Genomic DNA, 23,976 nt, shown 5'->3' on the forward strand with positions numbered 1-23,976 from the left:
TATCCTCATTATATAATGAGTGAGCATTCAGTCAACAGTTTTTTGTTATACAACAACATCTTTTTTCATTGGTCTGTTTATTTTCATACTCTTACATCACATGTAGCTATAAGAAATGAACACGAGAAACTAGGATTGAATCACTTTCCATTCTTTTGTTTAAACTATAAGCATTAAAAATGAGCGCGAGGAAGGAAGAGTGGTAATGGTTTTTTCAGCTCTTTTACTAATAAGTGTTGTCCTTTGGATTGCAATCGATCTCTCGTATGGCAGAAGCCTTCATCTCAGACGGCTAAAGCCTCGTACTTTCCCTTTGCGCCGTAGTAATTTTCAGCTTTATACATACGGAACGGACTTATATCATAGTTTATTTCATGATATTCAAAAAGCAACGCACCATATCCATATTTTATTTTTTATTGTGAAAAATGATGAAATCAGTCAAGTCTTTTTACAATTACTATGTGATAAAGCGAAACAAGGAGTTGAAGTGCGTCTCCTTCTTGACCAAATTGGAAGTCATCAATTATCAAAAAAAGCTATTCAATCATTACAAAACAGTGGCGTCTCTTTTTCATTTTGCCACAAAGTAAAATTCCCTTTTTTCTTCTTTTCAGCAAATCAAAGAAATCATCGAAAAATCACAATCATCGATGGGAAAATAGGATATATTGGTGGCTTTAATATCGGGGAAGAATACTTAGGCCACAATCCTAAATTAGGATTGTGGCGCGATTATCATTTGCGACTTACAGGAGAGGGTGTGCAAGATTTACAAAATCAATTTTTACATGATTGGCGTGACGAGACAAAGCAAGATTTACTACAGGATACAATCTATTTTCCAAAACAAGCACCAGGTAGTATTCTTCATCGGTTTATCCCGACAGATGGTGCTTATTTACAGTCTACATTTTTACATTTAATTGAAAGTGCAAATAAAAAAATCTATATTGGAACACCTTATTTTATCCCCGGTAAAAAAATTATGAACGCCTTATTACAAGCGAGAAAAAGAGGTGTGCAAATTACCATTCTCGTTCCTAACAAAGCCGACCACCCTCTTGTAAGAGAAGCAAAATTACCATACTGCCGAAAACTCATGCGAGCTGGGTGTAACATTTATGCATTTCAAGAAGGTTTCTTCCATGCAAAAATTATTATCATAGATAATCGTATATGCGATATTGGAACTGCCAATGTGGATATGAGGAGTTTATATATAAACCATGAGATGAATTGCTTATTGTATGACGAGGACTTTATACATGCAATCCAAAAGAAATTTAACAAAGATATTCAATCTTCCGTATTACTTTCCTTTCAAGATGTTAGTTCTCTTTCCCTTATTGATAGAGGGAAGGAATTGCTGGGGACGATATTAGCGTTTTTTTTATAGGAGGGCTTACAAAAAATGTTTCATGCGTTTTTTCATATATCCCGTGCACGATAACGTTATAAAGCGTCTGTAATTAAAAAATGAAAAACAGAATCACATCTATATAGCATTGCTTAAAATATCAACGCACGCAAATAATGATTACTGCACCTATCATTACATTCAAACCTTGCTAATGAGGAAAATCTCTAAATGTTGCTACAAAAAAACAACTGTCTAAAATATAGACAGTTGTTTTTATTTTAATGTTCAAAAGGTAAATCTGAAGCTAACTGTACTTCTTCTTGTTGATTTGTTAAGGCCTGATCTTGACCCACACCAAAAGCAACACCAGCTAGCATTGCTACTGCTACTAAACTACAAGCAAGAAATTTCTTCATGTTTATCACCCTATGTTTTATTTTTCCTAAATATAACATGAAATCGCCCTCATAAAACATGCAATTTTGCATATTCTAACCATACTTAATTATTTATGTATTTCTTCTTACATAACAATATCTTTTTATATGAATGTAGATCCAATAATTCAAAAAATAATAGCGCTTTATTATAAACTTCCTCAATTTCCTTTGATGGATAGCCTAACTTTTCTAAACATTCCCCTTTTTGATAATACAATTGCCCCAGTAACATCATACTACCGATATTACATGAAACCTCAATAGCTTGGTTCACTTGATAAAGAGCCTCATTATATTGATCACTTAAATATAATGATTTTGCATAGTTATATTTCACCTTAATTATAAATGCCTCGTTATTATGTAAGGATTCTAGTTGTTTCAAGATGTTTTGAAATAAAGTTATCGCTTTTTCCAATTGTTCATTTTCTGCATAAATACTAGCTATTGAATTTTCAATATATAAGTTCTGAAATACATCCACACTACTATATTGCTGATGAATAATATTTTTCAATTCTAATACACAATATTCAAAACTAATTTTCTTTAAAACATATGCTGATAAATAATAGTACCAAAGAAGAAATTGTTTAAACTCAGGATGACTCTTTTCCTTTTTAAGTTCGTTAGAAACGATTTTATAAATTTCATCATATTGTTTTTTCTTACTCAACAACTGAATTTGATCTTTGAACCTTTTCTTCCTTTCGATATCAGAATAGACGAGAACTTCATAAAAATGGGTAATTGGAACTTGTAATTTTGCTGCAATTCCTTGCAGTATGTCCATGCTTGGGTACACTGCACCAGATTCAATTCTGCTCACCTCTGATTGATGACATATATTTTCAGATAACTGTTTTTGCGTTAAACCCCTCATCACTCTAATTTTCTTTATTTCACTTCCTAGCTTTTCTGCTTGCACGCTTGCTCACCATCCCATTACAGCAATCTATTCTTCTTAAGTTGTCATACAACTACAATAATGTTAATTCGACATTATTTGATATGAAATCATGCATAATATGTGTAAAATTCGGCATTTTTTTCATAACATTCTCCTCAAACCATGTGAAAATTCATGGAGTTTTCATTGTCTTCAGTCTACTTCTTCCATTATCAATGGAAGTAATCCCCACCCAAAATCCCAATAAAAATTACTCAGCCTAGTTTGACCATTAAAAAGTTAACAAGTCTCAAAATAATATAAACGAAAATATTGCCAAAAGTATTTGAAAGGTAAAATAAATGAGGCTAAAGTTCAACAGAACAGGTCACTACTAAAATATGGAGATTTTCAACCTACAGATAAAGAAATGAAGTACGCCTTATACAAACATATAAGCACGATAAGAGATTCAGGCAATGGAGTAATTACAACTGTTCGCGGTAAAATCACCTAAAATCAACAATCTCATTTTACTATAACAAATTTTTTGTCGAAAAATGAAATAAAATCTACATTACATCATAATAAATTCAAATATTTTACTAAAACGGCCGTCTATAAAAAAAGAAGTTTACCAACATGTAATTAGTAAACTTCCTTTTTCATATCCATCCTTTTTCTTCTGCAATTGTAATGGCTTCAATTCTATTTTTCGCATTAAGCTTCGTTAATACTTCTGAAATATAGTTTCTTACTGTACCAGGAGAAAGATACAGTGCCTTTGCAATGTCATTTGTTGTCTTTCCTTCTTTTGCTAATAACAGGACTTCCCTCTCGCGATCTGATAATGGATTTTGTTCTTGCCATAATCCAAACATGAGCTCTGGAGAAATTTCGCGTTTTCCTTTCATCACATTGCGAATGGCTTCCGCTAATTCTTCGCTCGGGCTATCTTTCAATAAGTATCCATGCACACCAGCTTTCATCGCTCTTTCAAAGTAACCAGGACGTGCAAATGTTGTTAAAATCATTACTTTGCATGATGATTTCTTCTTCTGCAATGTTTCAGCAACATCCAATCCACTTTGAATCGGCATTTCAATATCCATGATACTAACATCCGGTTGTAGCTTTTCAATTAATGTGAAAGCCTCTTCTCCATTTTCCGCTTGTCCAACCACTTCCATATCGTCTTCTAAATCAAGCAACGCCCCCAATGCGCCGCGCAGCATTCGTTGATCCTCAGCAAGGATAATTCGAATCATGCTCTCACCCCATCTTTTCCTATTCTAATTACAATAGGAACGGTCACCATTAACATCGTTCCTTGCTGCAGTTCCTTTAGTTCCAATGAACCATCAATAAGCGCAAGCCGCTCTTTCATTCCCAAAATCCCATTTCCATCATGACTTCGTTTTTGGAAACCTACTCCGTTATCTTTCACCTGCAAAATCAGTTTTCCTTGTGTTTCACATAAAGACACTTCGCATGATGTCGCCTTACTATGTTTCACAACATTCGTTATGGCTTCACGCAGGCACATTCCTACAATATTTTGTTCAAGCGGTGATAAGGAATGAAAACTCACCTGCTGATTCACTGCTAATGAAATATTAGCAGCGTGTAAAATCATCTTGATTTGTTCTAACTCTTCTTCTACGGTAATCATTCGCATATCAGCAATGAGTTCACGAAGTTGCTTTAAGGCTGTTCGCGATGTTTGTGTAATTTCCTTTACTTCTATGCTAGCACGCTCTGGATTCTTTACAATTAACTTCTCAGCGAGCTGACTTTTTAAAGTAATAAGAGATAATGTATGTCCTAACGTATCGTGGAGATCCCTTGCAATTCGTTGGCGCTCTTCGCGTTTTACTAACTCTTTAATCTGTTCATTTGCTTCATTCAATTGATTCTTTAGCATCCTTTTCTGATTAAAATTACGCATCGCAAATGGCATCATAAGCATTAAAATAAACATCGGTACTCCACTTAAAAAAGAGTTGACTGAAAAAATTTGACTAAACGTTAATATAAAAGCAACAACAGTTAACACTAATAAAGAAAACAATACGCGAAAGGATCTTTTTGTTGGTGCAAATGCGATTGCATTTGCTGTAAAAAAGCATAAAAAAATAAGATAGGGGCTATAAAAAATCCCTAAATAAAACGCAATAAACATTTGAAAGCATGCCCATACTATAAATGTTCTTTTTACAAAATAAAGTTGCCGGTATGCTAGAACAAAAACAACTAGCATACCGGATCCTATTACTAACTTCCAACCAGTCTGTTGAGATAGTGAATAAATCGGAAATGCTAAATAGACAAGCCAGACGTACGGGAAAAAACCCATATTTTTTGGAAATATTTCAAACTGCTTCTTCTCTATCACTCTATACCGCTTCCTGTCTTTTTCTTATATATATTGATATTACAACAAAAACAAGGAAATAACCTCCTAAAATTACGAAACTTTCCAACGATATAGACTTACCAGCTACAATATCCCATGCTCCACTTCCAAAATGATATGTTGGTGTCCATTCACCAATCGATCGTAATACTTTTGGAAATACTTCAATCGGCATCCATAAACCGCCTAGCACCGCTAAACTCATATTTAAAATATTAGCAAGCCCTGAAGCGGCATCCGCTTTCTTAATAGATCCAATAATTGTTCCAAGCGCTAAAAATGGAGTAACCCCTAATAAAAGCCACAATCCAGCACCGACCCATTGTCCCAATGTTAAATCTACATGATTCATCACCTTGCCTACGATAAAAATAACTAGGATAGAAAAAGCATTTACTGCTGTTTGAGCAATAACTTTAGCTGTTAAATATACTCCTTCCGGGAGGGGAGTAACTTTTAAAAGATGAGTCCAGCCTTGTCCCTTTTCCTGTGATAGCCTTACACCGAAACTAAAAAGTGCAGTTCCTACAATACTGAAGGCTGCCATCGAAATTAAATAATGCGCTTTCCAAGCATCTCCGTTTTGTGGCACCTGAATAACATTTGTAAAAATGTAATAAAACATAACTGGCATTAATAAAGAGAAAAAGATAAATAGTTTATTACGAAACGTACGGAAAATCTCTATTTTACACTGCATCCATATCGCTCTCATACAATTCCCTCCTTCTGATTTGCAACAAACTGTTCAAAAGCCTCATCAAGACTTCCACGTTCCACTGCGATATCTTTAACAGGTAAACTCTTTTGAAAAATGGCCCGCAATGTATCGTCTATATCATCTGTTGTTAAAATGATGCGCTGATTATGAAACTGCACACCCGTAACATGTGGTAATTCCTTCAATAAAGCTGTTGGGATTTTCTCCTTCATAGAAAAAGAAATCGTTTTTTGTGAAATGGTTGCTTTCATTTCTTCTGGTGTTCCATCAGCAATGATTTTTCCATTTGCAAACAACAAAATTCGATTAGCTAAAGCATCCGCCTCTTCTAAATAATGTGTTGTTAAAATAATTGTTTTTCCTTCACTTGCTAGTTTTCGAATTGTTTCCCAAAAATGTTTCCTCGATGTAATATCCATACCTACAGTAGGCTCATCTAAAAATAGCAATTCTGGGTTCCCTGCAAGTGCAAGGGCAAAATTTAACCTTCTCTTTTGTCCACCTGATAATTTCTCACATCGTTGTTTTCTCTCTGACTCTAAGTTCGATAGTCGCAGTAATGTTTCTTTTGCAATCGGGCTTGTATAATAACTACGAAATAATTCAATTGCTTCTTCCACTGTTACACTATCAATCACACTAACCCCTTGTAGCATTGCACCGAGGCGATTTCGAACACTTTGATGTTTCGGACTCTTTCCAAATAGGGACACATTTCCTTTTGATGGCTCTTTTAATCCAAGCATCATAGAAATGGTTGTTGTTTTCCCCGCACCATTCGGACCAAGCAATGCGACAATCTGTCCTTTCTCCACATGAAACGAAACGTTATCTACTGCTTTTTTATATTTAAATATTTTTGAAACATTATTTACTTCAATAATCTTTTCCATCTCTCTACCCCCGTTACTTCTTATGTTTATATTGTATAAATTGGAAAACTAAGAAAACAGTATGATGCGTCATGACTTGCACATGACAATTGTCACATATTCTCTATGAGCAGAATCACCCCTGTATATTGCACACAAGTAGCAGGACAAAAATAAACATGATACAATCGGGTAAGATACATTCGAGGAAGGACAGTGGTTTTCATGATTATTCGTAATGAACAAGATTTAGAAGGTTTACGAAAAATCGGCCGTATTGTTGCGCTTGCACGCGAGGAAATGAAAAAGCAAGCGAAGCCGGGTATGACAACGAAAGAACTTGATTTAATTGGTAAAAAAGTATTAGATGAACACGGTGCTATTTCTGCACCTGAAAAAGAATACGATTTCCCAGGTGTAACGTGCATTAGTGTAAATGAAGAAGTTGCCCATGGTATCCCAGGAGATCGTGTATTAAAAGAAGGCGATTTAGTAAACGTAGATGTATCTGCTGCACTCGATGGTTATTATGCGGATACAGGCATTTCATTTGTCCTTGGAACAGATGAAGAAAAAGAAAAGCTTTGCCAAGCAGCAGTAGATGCATTTTGGGCAGCTATGAAAAAGGTGAAAGCTGGTTCAAAACAAAATCAAATTGGTCGTGCAGTTTCCAACTTTGCACATAAAAACGGATATAACGTTATTCAAAACTTAACTGGACACGGTATCGGACTTAGTCTTCATGAGGCACCAAATCACATTTTAAATTACTATGATCCAATGGATAATGCACTTTTAAAAGACGGACTTGTTATTGCTGTGGAACCATTCATTTCTATGAAAGCTGATCATATTATCGAACGCGGTGATGATGGTTGGACATTCATTACACCAGATAAAAGTCTTGTTGCACAATGCGAACATACCATTATTGTTACACGTGGTGAACCAATTATTTTAACACAATTACAAGACTAAAATAAAAAGGTGATTCTTTTTCAGAATCACCTTTTTAAACGGGGCGAGGCTGTTCAAATCTTGAACAGCCTCTTTTTTCATATGGATGCCTTACATATATCACTGATGATAATCATGGAATGCGAAAACATGATTATCACCTTCATAAGGTTCAAGCAATAAGAAAAAGAAATCCTAAATGGGATCTCTTTTCTCTACATAATCTAAAGTTTGGGTACACTAGATCCATGCAATTTAGGGGCTTTCAAAGAGAAAGCGAGCCTTCAGTTAGAATGATAACATACATATCCTTATCAAAAATATGTAAATATACATATTTTATCGTTCTACCCTATTTCTCAAATGGAAATAATTGAAAATACAGAAATTTTATAATAAAATACGGAGTACTAGCCATCTTCTTTTGTCAGTCATAAAGATTAGAAGAATGGGAGAGAAAAATATGAAAAGATTACTAAAGAAAAAAATAGTAAGCTCTTTGCTTGCTGCTACACTCGCTATTAGCCTCGCTCCAATCGGACAAGCAAAGGCTGATACCCCACCAGAAACTATAAAAACTCCACCTATTACCCAACAAGTTGATGCAAATCGCGCCATCGAACACGTCCGATTCTTATCCGAAACCATCGGTCCGCGCCCTGGTGGAACAAAATCAGAACAATGGGCTTCCCGTTATGTTGGAATGAAACTACAATCACTAGGATATGAGGTAGAATATCAGCCTTTCTCTGTACCCGATCAATATGTAGGCTTTATAGACTCATCATTATCACAATCAAAAAGTTGGCAAGCTGGGGCTGCCTCAAATGCGCTTATTTCTAGTAACCCTGTTACTGCTTCTCTCATTTTTGTACAAGGTGGAACAAATTTAAATGATATTCCAAATGAGGTAAACGGAAAGATTGTTTTATTTGAACGAGGTAACACGGTAACAGACTATAACAAACAAGTCGAAAATGCTGTAGCAAAGGGAGCTAAAGGTGTCCTATTATATAGCCTAATTGGCGGTCGCGGAAATTATGGGCAAACTTTTAATCCACAGTTAACAAAAAAACAATCCATTCCTGTATTTGGTCTTGCTTATGCACAAGGGAATGCATTTAAAGAAGAACTTGCGACAAACAAAACGATAACGCTCTCTTTAAAAGCAAGACATGAGACAAATCTACAATCTGTAAATGTTATCGCAAAAAAGAAACCACAAAAGAGTACTGGAAATGAAAAAGCTGTCATTATAAGCTCTCACTATGATAGTGTCGTAGGAGCACCTGGGGCAAATGATAATGCTTCTGGAACAGGATTAGTATTAGAGTTAGCTCGTGCTTTTCAAAATGTAGAAACAGATAAGGAAATTCGGTTCATTGCTTTCGGCTCAGAAGAAAGAGGATTACTAGGATCCGATCATTATGTACAAAACTTATCGCAGAAAGAACGCGATCGTATTTTAGGTGTGTTCAATGCTGACATGGTTGCTACAAACTATGAGAAGGCTAAGAACTTATATGCTATGACTCTTGATGGTTCAACAAATCTTGTAACGAATGCTGCATTACAAGCTAGTAAGGAGCTAAATAATGACCTTGTTCTTCAAGGAAAGTTCGGTTCAAGCGACCATGTTCCATTTGCTGAGGTTGGTATTCCTTCTGCATTATTTATTTGGATGGGCGTCGATAGCTGGGATCCATTAATCTATCATATTGAGAAAGTATACCATACGCCTCAAGATAATGTACTAGAAAACATCTCACCAGAACGTATGAAAATGGCATTAGAAGTCATTGGTACTGGTGTTTATAACTCAATTCAAAATACGAATGTGCAAACAGAGCAAAAAGCAGCTTAATCGTCAAACCACCGATTATTCGGTGGTTTTTTATTGAGAAAAAATAAATATGCATAAAAGCATATTCACTCCCTGTTTTCTTCATGTAAAATATTAGTTGTAACATAAATGATTACACCTAAAAGGAGGCATTTCTATTATGAAAAACATGATTATTGCTGGTGCATTAACACTTGCTGGAATTACAGGAGCTACTGCTGTCATCCCTAAAACAAAGGTAGCAGCAGCTACACAAGAACAAAGCTTTACAAAGTTCTATGCTCTTCAACCAAGTACTAGCTCTGAAAAAGAGGCTATTTTTCTAAAAAAAGGACAGGAGCTCACAATCCATCCTAATAGTAAGACTCCTAGTTATAGCGTTTATGATGCAAATCATAATCTAATCGGACACTACTTTGATGGTTACAGCCGCATTTTCACTGCGCAAACAGATGGAAATATGTACGTACAATATCATGCACCATCTACTTATTATAGCCCTATTAGTTTTTCTGTTACTTATACAATTCAATGAAAAAAAAGGCGATCACAATATGGTGTGATTGCCTTTTTTTGCTTTTCTTTATTACATTTTTTCTGGTGCTGATACTCCTACTAATGCTAATGCATTTTGAAGTGTAATGCGCACTGCTTTCATTAATTCATAACGAGCTTTACTTAATTCTAAGTTATCTTGATTTAATACTTTTTCTGCATTGTAGAAGCTATGAAGGGCTGCTGCTAATTCAAATGCATAGCTTGTAATACGGTGCGGTAGACGTTTTTGTGCTGCTTCTGCAACTGCTGCTGGGAATTCACCAAGTTTTTTCAGTAAGTCAATTTCTTTTTCAGAAGCAACCAGTTTATAGTTTACATCTCCACCTGCATGTAATCCAAGCTCTTCTCCTTGACGAAGGATGCTGCATACGCGCGCGTGAGCATATTGTGCATAGTATACTGGGTTTTCATTTGATTTTGATACAGCTAAATCCATATCAAAGTCTAAATGAGAATCACCGCTGCGCATTGCAAAGAAGTAACGCATTGCGTCCACGCCTACTTCTTCCATAAGTTCACGAAGGGTAACTGCTTTACCTGTACGCTTACTCATCTTCACTTTTTCACCATTTTGGTATAGTTGTACCATTTGGATAATTTCTACTTCAAGTGTTTCTTTCTCATAGCCAAGCGCTTGAATTGCAGCTTTCATACGAGGAATGTAACCATGATGATCCGCACCCCAAATATTAATCAGTTTATCAAATCCACGCTCTAATTTATCGCGGTGATACGCAATATCTGGTGTTAAGTATGTGTAAGAACCATCTTTTTTAATTAATACACGGTCTTTGTCATCACCGTAAGCTGTTGAGCGGAACCAAGTTGCCCCACCTTCTTCAAAGATTTCATTACGCTCTTTTAATACAGCAAGTGCTGCGTCAATTTTACCGTTTTTATATAATGATGTCTCAGAGAACCATACATCAAACTTCACACGGAAGCTATCTAAGTCTTTTTGAAGTTTCGCTAATTCATATTTTAAACCGTATTGACGGTAGAATTCATAGCTTTCTTTTTCATCAGCCTTTACATAGCGATCGCCAAATTCTTCAGCCAAACGCTTTCCGATTTCCATAATATCCGCACCGTGATATCCATCTTCTGGCATTTCTTTCTCTAAACCTAATGCTTGCATATAACGTGCTTCAACTGAAAGAGCTAGATTGTGAATTTGGTTGCCTGCATCGTTAATGTAGTACTCACGAGATACGTCGTATCCTGCTTTTGCCAATACGTTACATAAAGTGTCACCGACTGCTGCTCCGCGCGCATGTCCTAAGTGAAGATCTCCTGTTGGATTTGCAGATACGAACTCAACTTGAATTTTTTCACCTTTACCAGTGTTTGTTTCACCGTAAGCTTCACCAGCTTTTACAATCGTTGGAATTAAATCTGTTAAATAACTGTTATCCATGTGGAAGTTAATAAAACCAGGCCCAGCGATTTCAATTTTTTCAATAGAGGCTTTTTCCTTATTAAAGTTTGTAATTAACTCTTCTGCAATCATACGAGGAGCTTTTTTCGCAACGCGCGCTAACTGCATTGCCATATTTGTAGAGAAGTCACCGTGTGTTTTATCCTTTGGAGTTTCCAATATAACATTTGGAATTTGTTCTTCTGTTGCTAATTCTGCTTTTAATACAGCAGCTTTAATTTCTTCTTTAATCAATTCTTTTACTTGTTCTAAAGAGTTCATTATTTTGCCTCCTTTAAATTAATCGTAATTGTATATCTGCCAGCTTCTTGTTCACTTAGAAGCAATGCGTACGCTAAAAAGAGCTGTCCTTTTTTCTTTTCATCCGACCATTTAAAAAGAACATTATCTGTTTTTGTTTGCAATGCAAACGTGCCAAGTTCACTCTTATATGTACCAGTTGTCCATTCACCCTTTACATGCGTCTGACGCATTGAAACGACACCTGACCTCATAATGAGCACTTGTCCATCTTGAATTTTAATTATCGTCCTCACTTCGCCTTGTTCATTTGGCTCCTGGAATGTTACATATGTACTTTCACCTTTTACATAGTATTGACCATTTGCCTGAAAAGCAACGGTTTCCTTACGTGCCCCTTCACGGATTTCTGTGACGAAATGAACATCCACCGGCAAGCCTGCAAGTTGTTTTTCCACGTCTTGCACACCTTTCAACATTATTATAGATATTAAAATAATTCACTTTTCCTATCATATCAAAAAAAACCCATATCTGTCTGCTGAAAAATCAGGAAAACTCCTTTTCGTAAAATAATTCATCCTTTGTTTCCTTTATATGTTAAAATAATCATTAAATCTAAATATTCTATCATTTAAGGAGCGAAAAACATGTTTCCACAAAAATTAAAGCAAGGTGATGAAATCCGAGTCATTTCACCTTCATGTAGCTTAAGTATCGTTTCGCATTACAACCGTAATCTCGCAATTGAAAGATTAACAGATATGGGCTTTCAAGTTACATTCTCGAAACATGCTGAAGAGATAGATCGATTCGCTTCCTCTTCTATTTCTTCAAGAGTTCAAGACCTGCATGAAGCATTCTCTGATCCGAATGTAAAAGCTATTTTAACAACACTTGGGGGATATAACTCTAATGGTTTATTGAAATATCTCGATTATGATTACATTCGTCAAAACCCGAAAATTCTTTGTGGTTACTCTGATATTACCGCTTTAAGTAATGCAATTTATAAAAAAACAGGTTTAGTTACATATTCAGGCCCACATTTTTCATCATTTGGAATGAAACATGGGCTCGACTATACGATAGATTACTTTTTAAAGTGTCTGACTACTAATGATGCAATAGAAATAGTCCCTTCTAAAACTTGGAGCGATGACCTATGGTATATCGACCAAGAGCAGCGAGAATTTATGAGTAACGAAGGATATATTTCCATACATGAGGGTGAAAGTACTGGCGAGATTGTTGGCGGAAATATGAGCACTTTTAATTTATTGCAAGGCACGCCATATATGCCAAGCTTATGTGATAAAATTTTGTTCCTTGAAGAAGATGATTTAACAGGTAAATCTACCATTCAAACTTTCAATCGCTATTTACACTCTCTCATCCAGCAGCCTGGATTTGAACATATAAAAGGCATTGTATTAGGAAGAATGCAAAAAGGAGCAGCTTCCACTATGGAGGACATTCAAGAAATGATTGACTCAAAACCTGAACTCACACATATTCCTGTCATTGCTAACGCTAACTTTGGACATACAACTCCTATTTTTACTTTTCCGATTGGTGGCCGGGTAAAAATGATTTCGCATAAAACAAGTTCGTCGATTACGATTTTAACGCATTAGTAAAGGAGCGAACCCCTTCGCTCCTTTTATGATTTTTCTATCTTTTGCAACGCTTTTGGTGGAATCGATTCCTTTGGTACTTCTGCCCAGCCTTTTCCTTGTATACCTTTTGCGTAAATTTTTATAAAAGTCCCTTCCTGTAATTGACGGTTCACCATCTTTTTAATCATTTGTTGTTTCCCATCTTCTGTATATCCTTTAAGAGTATATAAATACTCATCACCTTTTTTCTCACCTTTATTGATCACCGCATAATAATCTTGTATTTCTTTATTTGAAAAGAAGTTGTCTACAAAGGCATCCACGCCTTCTGTTTTTGTTTGTAAATAATATGCTGTTCCACCTAAAATAATAGCAAAAACTGCTATCACTTTCATTGCCAGCTTCATAGATGCGCCTCCTGTCTAAATTTCTTATATCTGTATTATAAAGAAAAGGGTATACTATACTCTATTGAAATGCATTACATTTATCTTACATGAGCGTAAGATTGACTCACTTTGCAGTATTTTCCTAATAAAAAATTTTTCCGTTTCATCCTCTTTTGTATTATTATTGAATAATACAAATTTTTATAACAAAAATCAAAGGAGACAGTTTTTAAATGGCTATCTTACAAGGTTTAGCACTATTACTTGTTGTACTTTTTCTATTTACACTTTTTAGCTACCGCGCTCCTTACGGAATGAAAGCGATGGGAGCTTTAGCAAATGCCGCAATTGCCAGCTTTCTCATTGAAGCATTTCACCGTTATATTGGTGGCGAAATGTTTCATAGCGAATTTTTATTTGCTGTCGGAAAGGCATCTGGTGGTATGAGCGGTGTTGCATCGGCCATTTTAGTCGCATTAGCAATTGGTGTATCTCCTGTATATGCTGTATTAATCGGTATTGCTACTAGCGGATTCGGTATTTTACCCGGATTTTTCGCCGGATATGTTTGCGCCTTTATTGTAAAGTTCCTTGAAAAAAGGTTACCAGCTGGCGTTGAATTTTTAGCAATTTTATTTATTGCGGCACCGCTATCACGCGGTATGGCTATGTTTATAGACCCTGTTGTAAATGCAACACTTGGGAAAATTGGTTCTATTATTTCGATTGCAACTACAGAAAACCCAATTATTATGGGCGTTATGCTTGGTGGGCTCATCACAGTTATCTCTACATCTCCATTAAGCTCCATGGCTTTAACTGCTATGCTTCAGTTAACAGGCTTACCAATGGCGATTGGGAGTCTTGCCGTAGCAGCTTCAGCTCCACTGAACTTTATTTTCTTTAAACGTTTAAAGATTAGTTCCAAAAAAGATACGATTGCTGTCGCTATTGAACCATTGACACAAGCTGATATTGTCGCTGCCAATCCGATTCCAATCTATACGACAAACTTTGTCGGCGGTGCATTAGCTGGTATTATCACATCTTTATTTCAACTCGTAAATAATGCACCTGGTACCGCATCACCAATTCCAGGACTTCTTGTTCTTTTTGGATTTAACGATGCAATAAAAGTTACAATCGCCGCTATATTATGTGGGATTGTTACCACAATTATCGGTTATATCGGAACGCTTGTCTTCCGTAAATACCCAATCCGTACCGCTGATGAAATCCGCGGAATTTCTTCAAAAGAAAAAGTCGCATAAAAAAGAGCGAGTTCCCTGCGTGAACTCGCTCTTTTTTCATATAACTTATAATCATTGTCAAAATTTGAAGAGCGGTCGATATTATGTGTCGAATCGCCGATGTCTGAATTTGTGATCGGCTCCGCTTTTATTTTACCCAACCAAGTAGCATTTCCCGCACGAATTTACTTGCTGCGATTGGGGTTTGGTCACTATGGTCGTAGACTGGGGCTACTTCGACTAGGTCAGCTCCAACTACTTTTATATCTGAATTTGCAATTGCTACGATGGAATCTAATAATTCTTTAGATGTGATACCGCCAGCTTCTAACGTTCCTGTGCCAGGTGCATGTGCTGGATCCAATACGTCGATGTCGATTGTGACATAGACTGGGCGTCCTGCAAGTTTTGGCAATACTTTCTTTAATGGCTCTAACACTTCAAATTTATATAAGTTCATGCCCACTTCTTTTACCCATTCAAATTCTTCTTTCATACCAGAACGAATTCCGAAAGAATATACGTTTTCCGGCCCAATTAAATCACATACTTTGCGAATTGGCGTCGCATGGGATAAAGGCTCCCCTTCATAGGACTCACGTAAGTCAGTATGAGCATCCATATGAATGATTGCTAAGTCCGGATATTTTTTTGCCATTGCCTTAAAAACTGGCCAAGACACTAGGTGCTCACCACCAAGACCTAGTGGAAACTTACCGGCATCTAATAGTTTTGTTACATATTCTTCAATCATGTCTATGCTGCGCTGTGGATTTCCAAATGGTAGTGGAATATCACCAGCATCAAAATATTTTACTTCTTCTAGTTCACGATCTAAATATGGACTGTATTCTTCTAGTCCAATTGATACTTCACGAATACGTGCAGGGCCGAAGCGAGAACCTGGACGATAACTTACAGTCCAATCCATTGGCATCCCGTAAATAACAGCTTCTGCCTCTTCAAAACTCGGATGACTTTTAATAAATACTTTACCTGAATAAGCTTCATCAAAACGCATATTCTTTTCCTCCTTATGTGGAACCTAAGGTATCCCAACCTTTCATTATTTCTCAAATTTGGAGTGCTGTACTCCTCTTTCTCGATCACTCTTCATCCTCTTAGCAATAGTAAGAAGACTTTTTTATTTTCTAAAGCATACATAACTAGCATGTTCAAGCCTTATAGACAAACACCTTAAATGAGTTATTTATGCTTTAGCGGCGACTAAAAGAGATTATCCCTTCTAACCGTTCCCCGCCCTTACTTAATTAAATCTCCAACAAACTTCGGTAAAGCAAATGATGCTTTATGAAGTTCTTTTGTATAATACTTCGTTTCGATATCATGGAAACGGTCTTCACTTACTTCTAGTGGATCATACTTTTTAGATCCAATTGTAAATGTCCAAAGTCCACTTGGGTACGTTGGAATGTTTGCTGTATACAAACGAGTAATTGGGAAAATTTCTTTCACATCTTTCACTACATTTGTAATTAATTCTGGTGTAAACCAAGGGTTGTCCGTTTGTGCAACGAAAATCCCATCTTCTTTTAACGCTTTAGAGATTCCAGCGTAGAATCCTTTTGTAAATAAGTTAACTGCTGGTCCGACTGGCTCTGTAGAGTCAACCATAATTACATCGTATTCATTTTCACTTTCTGCGATATGTAGGAAACCATCTCCTACTTTTACTTCCACACGTTCATGATCTAATGCTCCTGCAATAGATGGCAAATATTTCTTAGAATACTCAATTACTTTCCCATCGATTTCAACAAGTGTTGCTTTCTTCACGCTTGGGTGTTTTAGTACTTCGCGAATGACACCACCATCGCCACCACCAACAACTAATACGTTCTCAGGGTTTGGATGTGTAAATAAAGGAACATGCGCTACCATTTCATGATAGACAAACTCATCTTTTTCTGTTGTCATTACCATACCATCTAAAATCAGCATGTTTCCGAACTCTTCTGTTTCTACCATATCAAGCTTTTGAAATTCTGTTTGCTCCGTATGTAATGTGCGGTTAATACGCGCCGTAATTCCAAAATGTTTTGTTTGTTTCTCAGTGAACCATAGTTCCATCGTACAATCACGCCTTTCATTGCAAATTTATAATAGGGACATCATTAATGTCCCCTAACAAAAATAAAACAAAACATCGGAAAAGTATAGTTAAAAGTGTAAAAAGACTAAAAATATATTTAAGTCAACTGACTCTTATATATCGATATAAAGAAAACCCTTTCTTAAGAAAGGGCCTTTGTCTCTATTTCTGCTGATTGACGAACTGGAATAAAAATCATAATACATCCAACTAAAACAACGATTCCACCTACTAAAAACGGACTCTGTGGTGAAATTGCATGACCAATAATTCCCGATAAAATAGGAGCAATTGCTCCGCCTAACCAGCGCACAAAGTTATACACACCCGATGTAATCGATCTTTCATAAGGTGAAATATCCATCACATAGCTTGTGTATAGAGCGTTATTTAAGCCAGATGCTAACCCAGATAAAACAATGAAAACAATTTGTAACCACATGATTTGAACAAAGAATAATGCAACTAATAGGATGGCAAATACAAATAAGCTGAAACGTAGCAATGCCTTCGGTTCATATTTCCCTTCTAATTTATGAGCTAATATTGCAGAACCATATGCTAATGCCAACCCCCATCCGCAAAATACAAATCCAAGTTGGATTGCTGATACATGCATAATAAGTGGTGAATACGCTAGCACAACGAAGAAACCATAGTAATATAACATACCTGAAATCGCACCTTGCATAAATGGTTTATATTTTACTAAATTAATTAATTCTCCTACACCAGCTACCTTACGCTTCGTTTTTCGCTCCGGCTCTTTTACAAAAAAGAATACTAAAATAAATGCTAAGAAAATGAAAAAGCTCGTTGCAAAAAATGGGTAACGCCATGAATATCCGCCTAATATACCACCTAATAACGGTCCGCCAGCCATACCGAAACCAATTGCTGCCTCATATAAACCGACTGCCTCATGAACTTCTTTACTTAGAGCAATCAATAATGTCATTGCAGTTGCAAAAAACATCGCGTTCCCTAGTCCCCATCCTGCACGGAAAAGAGATAATTGCGCAATTGTTTGTGATATAGCACATGTAAATGCAAAAACAGTTACAATCGCAAGACCAATTGTCATCATTCGCTTATCTCCAAATCTGGAAGCAAAGATTCCTGCTGGTAACATCATAATTGCCATCGTTAAAATATACGCTGTAAACAGCATTTCTACTTGCCAATGTGTGGCACCAATTTTCTCAGCTATAATTGGCAAAATAGGGTCAACAACTCCAATACCTGAGAAAGCCAAGAATGTAGCCAATACTGTAATGAATCTTCCCATTTTCTGTCTACTCCCCATGTTCACTTACTCTCCTTTTGTTTTCTCTAAGAAATTACGCGCGCGCTCTAAGCTGTCTTCTAATTCAGCTTTCACTCGCTCCATTTGTTTCATTTTTATATCTAATGTTTGTACTTGACTTTCAAGCATATCTTTAATTTCTTGAATCATCGCTCGGTCAAGCGGATTATCACTATTTCTTCTTTTTTCCATTCGCTCTTTCAATGATAAGAAATGCTGCATTTCTTGCAGAGTAATTCCTAATACTTCCTTTGCTTCTACAATCTTCTTAATTCTCTCAATATCTCGATCTGTATAAAGACGAATGTTTCCTTCACTTCGTTCCGGCGGATGAATTAAACCGATTTCCTCATAATAACGAAGTGTGCGTTTTGTTAAACCGACTTGCTTCGTTACTTCATCGATTTTATACATATGTATCCCTCCTCTTATCACATTATTACATTTTACGTTAACGTTAACTTTTACGCAACTATTATACACTTGTAAATATTTGTAATTTTGATTGTATTTTTTCTATATCAGTTTCATAATGGAGAAAATACATAAATAAGGAGATTTTGAAATGAAGAAACCACTTATTTTCGCACACCGCGGGACGAAAGGTAGCCATCCAGAGAATACGATGATTGCTTTCAAAGAAGCAGAGCGCATTGGTGCTGACGGGATCGAACTTGATATCCATCTGTCAAAAGATGGCGAACTTGTTGTTATTCATGACGAAACTGTTGATCGCACAACAAATGGTGTGGGACTCGTTTCTGAACAAACAGTAGCGGAACTACAAAGTTTAGATGCTGGGAGTCATAAGCACCCTTCTTTTCATGAAGCGAAGATTCCTACTTTGCGCGAAGTACTCATTTGGCTCTCTACAACAAAACTGCAGCTAAATATTGAACTCAAAACAGATGTGATTCACTATCCGAATATTGAACGAAAAGTTGTCGATCTTGTACGCGAGTACCATCTATCAAACAAAATTATATTCTCATCATTTCATCATGATTCTATTTCATTATTAGCTGAAATAGCACCTGAAATTCCGAGAGCTCTTTTATACGATGAACCCATGTTAGATCCAGTTGGGGAAGCGAGAAAAAGAGAAGCAACGGGGCTACACCCTAATTTTAAACTGTTAACAAAAGAGTTCGTACAAATGGCGCAGAAACAAGGATTTATCTTCCGCCCTTATACAATTAATGAAGAGCAAGACTTGCAAACCATGATAGATTACGGAGTAGATGTCATCATTACAGACTGGCCTACGCGTGCTCTTGAGCTCCTTTCTTAACGGAAAGGGCTCTTTTTTGTGTTTAAAATACAATAAAACCCTCAATACTAGTAAAAGTATATAACGAGGGGATGAAGAAGATGGATCAAACTATCAATTCCAAACTACAAACATATAAACGTCTTTTCTTCACCGTGGCTTTTTCATCTGTTCTATTTTTCGTTTGTTCCTTTTTTATCATTATTATCGTTGCAAAAATAATGGGACCACCTCCCACTTTGGTCCCACAAACGAGTATTTTTTATGCGAATGACGATACAGTTATGGGACAAAGCAATAAGATGCAAAAGCGCTATAATATTCCACTTGAACAGATTTCTCCTTATGTGAAAGAGGCGACGCTTTCGATCGAGGACCAAAGATTCTATAACCATCACGGTTTCGATACGAAGCGAATCATTGGAGCAATCATTGCTGATATAAAGGCGATGGCTAAAGTACAAGGGGCTAGTACTATTACACAACAATACGCTCGTAACCTTTACTTAGACCATGATAAGACATGGAAAAGAAAGCTATTAGAGGCTATTTATACAATCCGCCTTGAAGTCAATTATAGTAAGGATCGTATTTTAGAAGGCTATTTAAATACCATTTACTATGGACATGGCGCTTACGGAATTGAAGCAGCTGCCCAGCTATATTTCAATAAAGCAGCAAAAGATTTAACATTGGCAGAAGCGAGTATGCTTGCTGGAATTCCAAAAGGGCCGAGCCTTTATTCACCTTACTTAAAAAAAGAACGTGCTAAACAAAGACAATCGCTTATTTTAAATGAAATGGTCGAGCAAGGATATATTACAAAACAACAAGCTGAAGCTGCAAAAAAAGAAAGGCTAGCACTTTCTTCATTAGATACAAAAGAAGTGACAGAAATAGCACCGTACTTCCAAGATGCCGTACAAGCTGCTCTTCTTCACGATGTTGGATTAGATGAACAAACATTGCAACGCGGTGGTCTTCGTATTTATACAACATTAGATCCAAAGCTACAAAGCATTGCAGAACAAGCTGTGAAGGATCATATTCCAAAGACAACAGATATCCAAACCGCCCTTGTTTCCATGAATCCGAAAACAGGGGAAGTAGCTGCTCTTGTAGGAGGAAAAGATTATAAGGAGAGCCAATTTAACCGGGCCATCCAAGCTGCTCGTCAGCCGGGGTCAACCTTTAAACCATTTTTATATTACGCGGCACTAGAGAAAGGCTTTACACCTGCTACTCGGTTAAAAAGTGAATATACCGTATTTACTTTAGGAGACGGTGTTTCGAAGTATCAACCGAAAAATTATAAGGGCTATTATGCAGATGATTTTGTAACGATGGCACAAGCTCTTGCCGTATCGGATAATGTGTATGCTGTCAAAACAAACTTATTTTTAGGGACTGAAACTCTCATAAAAACAGCGAAACAATTTGGTATTACAAGTTCATTGCAAGATGTTCCTTCTCTCGCTCTCGGTACATCTCCTGTAAAACCAATTGAAATGGTAAATGCCTATAGTATGTTTGCTAATGGCGGAAAACAGGTGAAACCAGCCTTTATTCGCCGCGTTGTTGATTACGAGGGAAATATTTTATACGATGCACACTTAGAAAGTAAGCAAGTTCTTGATAAAAATAAAGCATTTGTTATGGAAGAGATGATGACTGGAATGTTTAACAAAAAATTAAGCAGTTATGCCGCTGTAACAGGACAATCCCTTCTTCCAAAATTGTCACGAACATATGCCGGAAAATCAGGTTCAACCGAAACAGATAGTTGGATGATTGGCTTCACACCGCAACTTGTCACAGGAGTTTGGGTCGGATATGACCAGCCAAAACCGATTTCCAACCCAGCTGAACAAGGCTATGCAAAAAGAATTTGGGCAGATACAATGGAAAAAGGATTAGATGGTCAGCCGAAGAAAAAGTTGAAGCAACCAAGTGATGTTATCGCTTTAAATATTAATCCTGAAAATGGAAAAATCGCGACAAAAGGATGCCCTACCTTTGTAAAAATGTATTTTACAAAAGGGACGGAGCCAACTGAATATTGTATGGACCATGTTGATGATAAAGAAGACTTTGAGAAAATTAGTAAAGAGAAGAAAAAGGATAGCTGGTGGAAAAAATACATCCCATGGTAAACGAAATGAAAGGCTACTAGAAAATTTGAACTGTACCCTATAAAATGGACAGTTTCATAAAAAGGCCTTAAAAATTAAACACTTAAAAGATGGTTCCGGTATTGTACCGGAACCATTTTTTTGAGTGTCTATTGATAACGATCATAATGATAATCTTGCATATACTCATTTATTACTTCTTGACGAGATTGGAATGTTTGACAACATTTATCATTGCATTCATCCTTCATATGACCGAAAAAAGATTCCATTGGAGTGTTATCTAAGCAGTTTCCTCTACGTGACATAGATTGTCTAAGCCCCATTTCTCTTACTCGCTTTTGGTATTCCGAATGAGTGTAATGAAAACCTTGATCGGAATACAGCATGGCTTCTGAATAAATGGTGCCTCCTAATCTCACTTTCCATTTTTCGAGTGTTTGATAAACAATCTCCATTTGTCAAGAGGGAGAGATGTGATAGGCTAAAATCTCTCGCGTCTTACAATCTTTTACACCTGATAAATATGCTTTTTTCTCTTTCCCATACAATAAATACGTCATATATTGGTTACCATCTTTTGTTCCGGTTCTCCCTGATGAAATTGGCGGTTCAACAGCTTCGGACAGGTCTTATGTTCTTGTGTCGCTTTTGCGATCTGTTTATAAGAATTCGCCCGACGAATCTTCGTTACGAGATGCTTGGCTTCCCCTTACCAATGATATCTAAAGAGAATCCATTCTCTAAAAAAATTTGATTTGGTCCTTTTCCTTGTTGATTTTCCTTCTTTTCTAGTTGCTTCGTTTGTAATTCATTAAAAATCATTTTACTCATGTTCCGTACCTCACTTCTATCGTTGTATCCATTATAACGAGGTTTGCTTAGAAAAATATACAAAAACCCCGAATGATGGACCTTTTTTAAGTGTCCACGATTCAGGGTACAGTTCATTAATTTGGTTCAAGAACTTTTTTAATGCACTTTTTATAGTATAACAAAAAGATTTGGAACCTTCTGTTCACTTACCTTATGATAAATAAACCTTCTCCATCATTAATATCATATATAGTAAATCACGTTAATTATATCAGTTTCCATATATAAATATTAACATAAAAAAGAAATAATTCGCAGTCTTATAAAACGTTTTTATAAATGATATTTTTATATTCGGATTATGCATTATTAATTACAATACTTACCTTGAAAACATGTAGAAAAGAGGTGAATAAGGTTAAAAAGATTTTAATTTCTATGCTAACAGGACTAGTTTTGTGCAGTTCACTTTTTTATTTTCTTTTTTATAGTGAGTCTACATTATCAAAAACAAAATCTAACATTCCCTATAAAAAAGAAGAACAATCTGTAACTTGGGGAAGAAAAGCTGTAATAGAAAATGGATTTACTCATATCCAAAATACAATCAAGGTTGCTATTTTGGATAGTGGTATATATAAAGAACATGAAGATTTAAAAGGTAAAATTGTAAAAGAATTCAATACGATTAATTTAAATAATCCTATTATTGATGAAACTGGTCATGGAACTGCTATTGCTGGAATCATAGCCGCTGAAAATAATACATTAGGAATTTTAGGTGTAGCTCCAAACGTTCAACTTTATGATGTCAAAGTCCTTGATAATCAGGGTAAAGGCGAGGTTAATCATCTTATTGAAGGGATACGGTGGTGTATAGAACAACGAGTTAATATATTAAACATTAGCTTTGGGTTACAATCTGAAACTCCTGAATTAAAAAAAGCAATAGATGAGGCAGTAGATTCCGGAATTATTGTAGTAGCAGCTTCCGGTAATACATATGGATTGGGTGTAGATTACCCTGCTAAGTATGAAAATGTTATATCTATATCATCAGTAAATAAAGAATTTAAACGTGCTAGCTCATCCGCCAAAGGAAAAATAGATTTTGCAGCCCCTGGAGTTGATATATTATCAACCAATCAAGACGGAGGGTATTCCATATATAGTGGAACATCATTTGCTACTGCATTTGCAACTGGTGTTATATCTGTATTATTAGCTGAAAGTGACAATATGCTTAACTTGGACCAAATTAAAAAAATTTTAATTGAGCGTTCAATAGATCTAGGAAGTAGGGGGTATGATAATGAATTTGGCTATGGTTTAATACAAAAATGA

23 protein-coding genes and 1 pseudogene are annotated in these 23,976 nt (G+C 36.1%); 9 read left to right on the forward strand and 15 right to left on the reverse strand.

The genetic code is table 11. From position 1 onward, the window contains the following. Positions 1-205: 205 nt before the first annotated feature. A complete protein-coding gene (gene cls / locus MR059_RS09520) occupies positions 206-1,399 on the forward strand; it encodes a cardiolipin synthase (RefSeq protein ID WP_012096313.1) in 1,194 nt (397 codons plus the stop codon). A 242-nt stretch (positions 1,400-1,641) separates the two neighbouring features. On the opposite strand, the gene MR059_RS09525 is transcribed toward cls, so the two are convergent. From MR059_RS09525 to MR059_RS09550, 6 genes are all read right to left on the reverse strand, one after another. Beyond that, positions 1,642-1,818, reverse strand: a complete 177-nt coding sequence (locus MR059_RS09525; RefSeq protein ID WP_242161739.1) for a quorum-sensing peptide PapR — start codon at positions 1,816-1,818, stop codon at positions 1,642-1,644. 46 nt (positions 1,819-1,864) lie between these two features. Then, positions 1,865-2,731, reverse strand: a complete 867-nt coding sequence (locus tag MR059_RS09530; protein WP_012096315.1) for a helix-turn-helix domain-containing protein — start codon at positions 2,729-2,731, stop codon at positions 1,865-1,867. A 626-nt stretch (positions 2,732-3,357) separates the two neighbouring features. Continuing rightward, a complete protein-coding gene (locus tag MR059_RS09535) occupies positions 3,358-3,960 on the reverse strand; it encodes a response regulator transcription factor (RefSeq protein WP_012096316.1) in 603 nt (200 codons plus the stop codon). Further along, the gene (locus MR059_RS09540; RefSeq protein WP_012096317.1) at positions 3,957-5,087 is read right to left on the reverse strand and encodes a sensor histidine kinase; all 1,131 of its coding nucleotides are present in this window, start codon (positions 5,085-5,087) and stop codon (positions 3,957-3,959) included. The genes MR059_RS09535 and MR059_RS09540 overlap by 4 nt, the downstream gene beginning before the upstream one ends. 1 nt (position 5,088) lies before the next feature. Further along, a complete protein-coding gene (locus tag MR059_RS09545) occupies positions 5,089-5,823 on the reverse strand; it encodes an ABC transporter permease (protein WP_012096318.1) in 735 nt (244 codons plus the stop codon). Then, the gene (locus MR059_RS09550; RefSeq protein ID WP_012096319.1) at positions 5,820-6,722 is read right to left on the reverse strand and encodes an ABC transporter ATP-binding protein; all 903 of its coding nucleotides are present in this window, start codon (positions 6,720-6,722) and stop codon (positions 5,820-5,822) included. Before MR059_RS09550 ends, MR059_RS09545 begins: the two co-directional genes overlap by 4 nt. A 158-nt stretch (positions 6,723-6,880) precedes the next feature. Here MR059_RS09550 and map point away from each other — a divergent pair. From map to MR059_RS09565, 3 genes and pseudogenes are all read left to right on the forward strand, one after another. After that, a pseudogene (gene map / locus MR059_RS09555) lies at positions 6,881-7,679 on the forward strand (type I methionyl aminopeptidase). 442 nt (positions 7,680-8,121) lie between these two features. Further along, complete coding sequence (locus MR059_RS09560; RefSeq protein ID WP_012096321.1) at positions 8,122-9,522, forward strand: M28 family metallopeptidase; 1,401 nt, start codon at positions 8,122-8,124, stop codon at positions 9,520-9,522. Between the two features lie 139 nt (positions 9,523-9,661). Then, a complete protein-coding gene (locus MR059_RS09565; RefSeq protein WP_087095621.1) occupies positions 9,662-10,036 on the forward strand; it encodes a hypothetical protein in 375 nt (124 codons plus the stop codon). A 51-nt stretch (positions 10,037-10,087) separates the two neighbouring features. Here the strand turns inward: MR059_RS09565 and argS are convergent, their stop codons facing one another. Continuing rightward, on the reverse strand, positions 10,088-11,758 hold the full coding sequence (argS, locus tag MR059_RS09570; RefSeq protein ID WP_012096323.1) for an arginine--tRNA ligase: 1,671 nt from the start codon (positions 11,756-11,758) through the stop codon (positions 10,088-10,090). Next, positions 11,758-12,195 (reverse strand): YwiB family protein, encoded by a 438-nt coding sequence (locus MR059_RS09575; RefSeq protein WP_041810142.1) that lies wholly within the window; start codon positions 12,193-12,195, stop codon positions 11,758-11,760. Before MR059_RS09575 ends, argS begins: the two co-directional genes overlap by 1 nt. Positions 12,196-12,387: 192 nt before the next feature. On the opposite strand from MR059_RS09575, the gene MR059_RS09580 reads away from it, so the two are divergent. Continuing rightward, on the forward strand, positions 12,388-13,374 hold the full coding sequence (locus tag MR059_RS09580) for a S66 family peptidase (RefSeq protein WP_012096325.1): 987 nt from the start codon (positions 12,388-12,390) through the stop codon (positions 13,372-13,374). Between the two features lie 26 nt (positions 13,375-13,400). Here MR059_RS09580 and MR059_RS09585 read toward each other — a convergent pair whose 3' ends face one another. Continuing rightward, positions 13,401-13,763, reverse strand: coding sequence for a YxeA family protein (locus tag MR059_RS09585; protein WP_012096326.1), 363 nt, complete (start codon positions 13,761-13,763; stop codon positions 13,401-13,403). Between the two features lie 215 nt (positions 13,764-13,978). On the opposite strand from MR059_RS09585, the gene MR059_RS09590 reads away from it, so the two are divergent. Beyond that, positions 13,979-15,016 (forward strand): PTS sugar transporter subunit IIC, encoded by a 1,038-nt coding sequence (locus MR059_RS09590; RefSeq protein WP_012096327.1) that lies wholly within the window; start codon positions 13,979-13,981, stop codon positions 15,014-15,016. A gap of 127 nt (positions 15,017-15,143) precedes the next feature. On the opposite strand, the gene speB is transcribed toward MR059_RS09590, so the two are convergent. The 4 genes from speB to MR059_RS09610 form a co-directional block, all read right to left on the reverse strand. Next, the gene (gene speB, locus MR059_RS09595) at positions 15,144-16,016 is read right to left on the reverse strand and encodes an agmatinase (protein ID WP_012096328.1); all 873 of its coding nucleotides are present in this window, start codon (positions 16,014-16,016) and stop codon (positions 15,144-15,146) included. 242 nt (positions 16,017-16,258) lie between these two features. Further along, entirely contained in the window at positions 16,259-17,086 is an 828-nt protein-coding gene (gene speE / locus MR059_RS09600) for a spermidine synthase (protein WP_012096329.1), read from the reverse strand. A gap of 164 nt (positions 17,087-17,250) precedes the next feature. Then, positions 17,251-18,414 (reverse strand): MFS transporter, encoded by a 1,164-nt coding sequence (locus MR059_RS09605; protein WP_087095622.1) that lies wholly within the window; start codon positions 18,412-18,414, stop codon positions 17,251-17,253. 6 nt (positions 18,415-18,420) lie between these two features. Beyond that, complete coding sequence (locus MR059_RS09610; protein ID WP_012096331.1) at positions 18,421-18,828, reverse strand: MerR family transcriptional regulator; 408 nt, start codon at positions 18,826-18,828, stop codon at positions 18,421-18,423. A gap of 151 nt (positions 18,829-18,979) precedes the next feature. Between MR059_RS09610 and MR059_RS09615 the strand changes: the two genes are divergently transcribed. Both MR059_RS09615 and MR059_RS09620 read left to right on the forward strand, forming a co-directional pair. Continuing rightward, complete coding sequence (locus tag MR059_RS09615; RefSeq protein WP_087095623.1) at positions 18,980-19,705, forward strand: glycerophosphodiester phosphodiesterase; 726 nt, start codon at positions 18,980-18,982, stop codon at positions 19,703-19,705. An 80-nt stretch (positions 19,706-19,785) separates the two neighbouring features. Next, a complete protein-coding gene (locus MR059_RS09620) occupies positions 19,786-21,837 on the forward strand; it encodes a transglycosylase domain-containing protein (protein WP_012096333.1) in 2,052 nt (683 codons plus the stop codon). 128 nt (positions 21,838-21,965) lie between these two features. Here the strand turns inward: MR059_RS09620 and MR059_RS21995 are convergent, their stop codons facing one another. Next, positions 21,966-22,274: an integrase core domain-containing protein gene (locus MR059_RS21995; protein WP_012096334.1), complete on the reverse strand. Its 309-nt coding sequence runs from the start codon at positions 22,272-22,274 to the stop codon at positions 21,966-21,968. A gap of 232 nt (positions 22,275-22,506) precedes the next feature. After that, positions 22,507-22,650 carry a hypothetical protein gene (locus MR059_RS09630; protein WP_012096335.1) on the reverse strand — a complete coding sequence of 48 codons (144 nt, stop codon included), beginning with the start codon at positions 22,648-22,650 and terminating at the stop codon, positions 22,507-22,509. Positions 22,651-23,040: 390 nt separating this feature from the next. Between MR059_RS09630 and MR059_RS09635 the strand changes: the two genes are divergently transcribed. Then, positions 23,041-23,976: a S8 family peptidase gene (locus MR059_RS09635; RefSeq protein WP_087095643.1), complete on the forward strand. Its 936-nt coding sequence runs from the start codon at positions 23,041-23,043 to the stop codon at positions 23,974-23,976.

This window comes from Bacillus cereus group sp. BfR-BA-01522 (assembly GCF_022662635.1).
GTDB lineage: Bacteria > Bacillota > Bacilli > Bacillales > Bacillaceae_G > Bacillus_A > Bacillus_A cytotoxicus.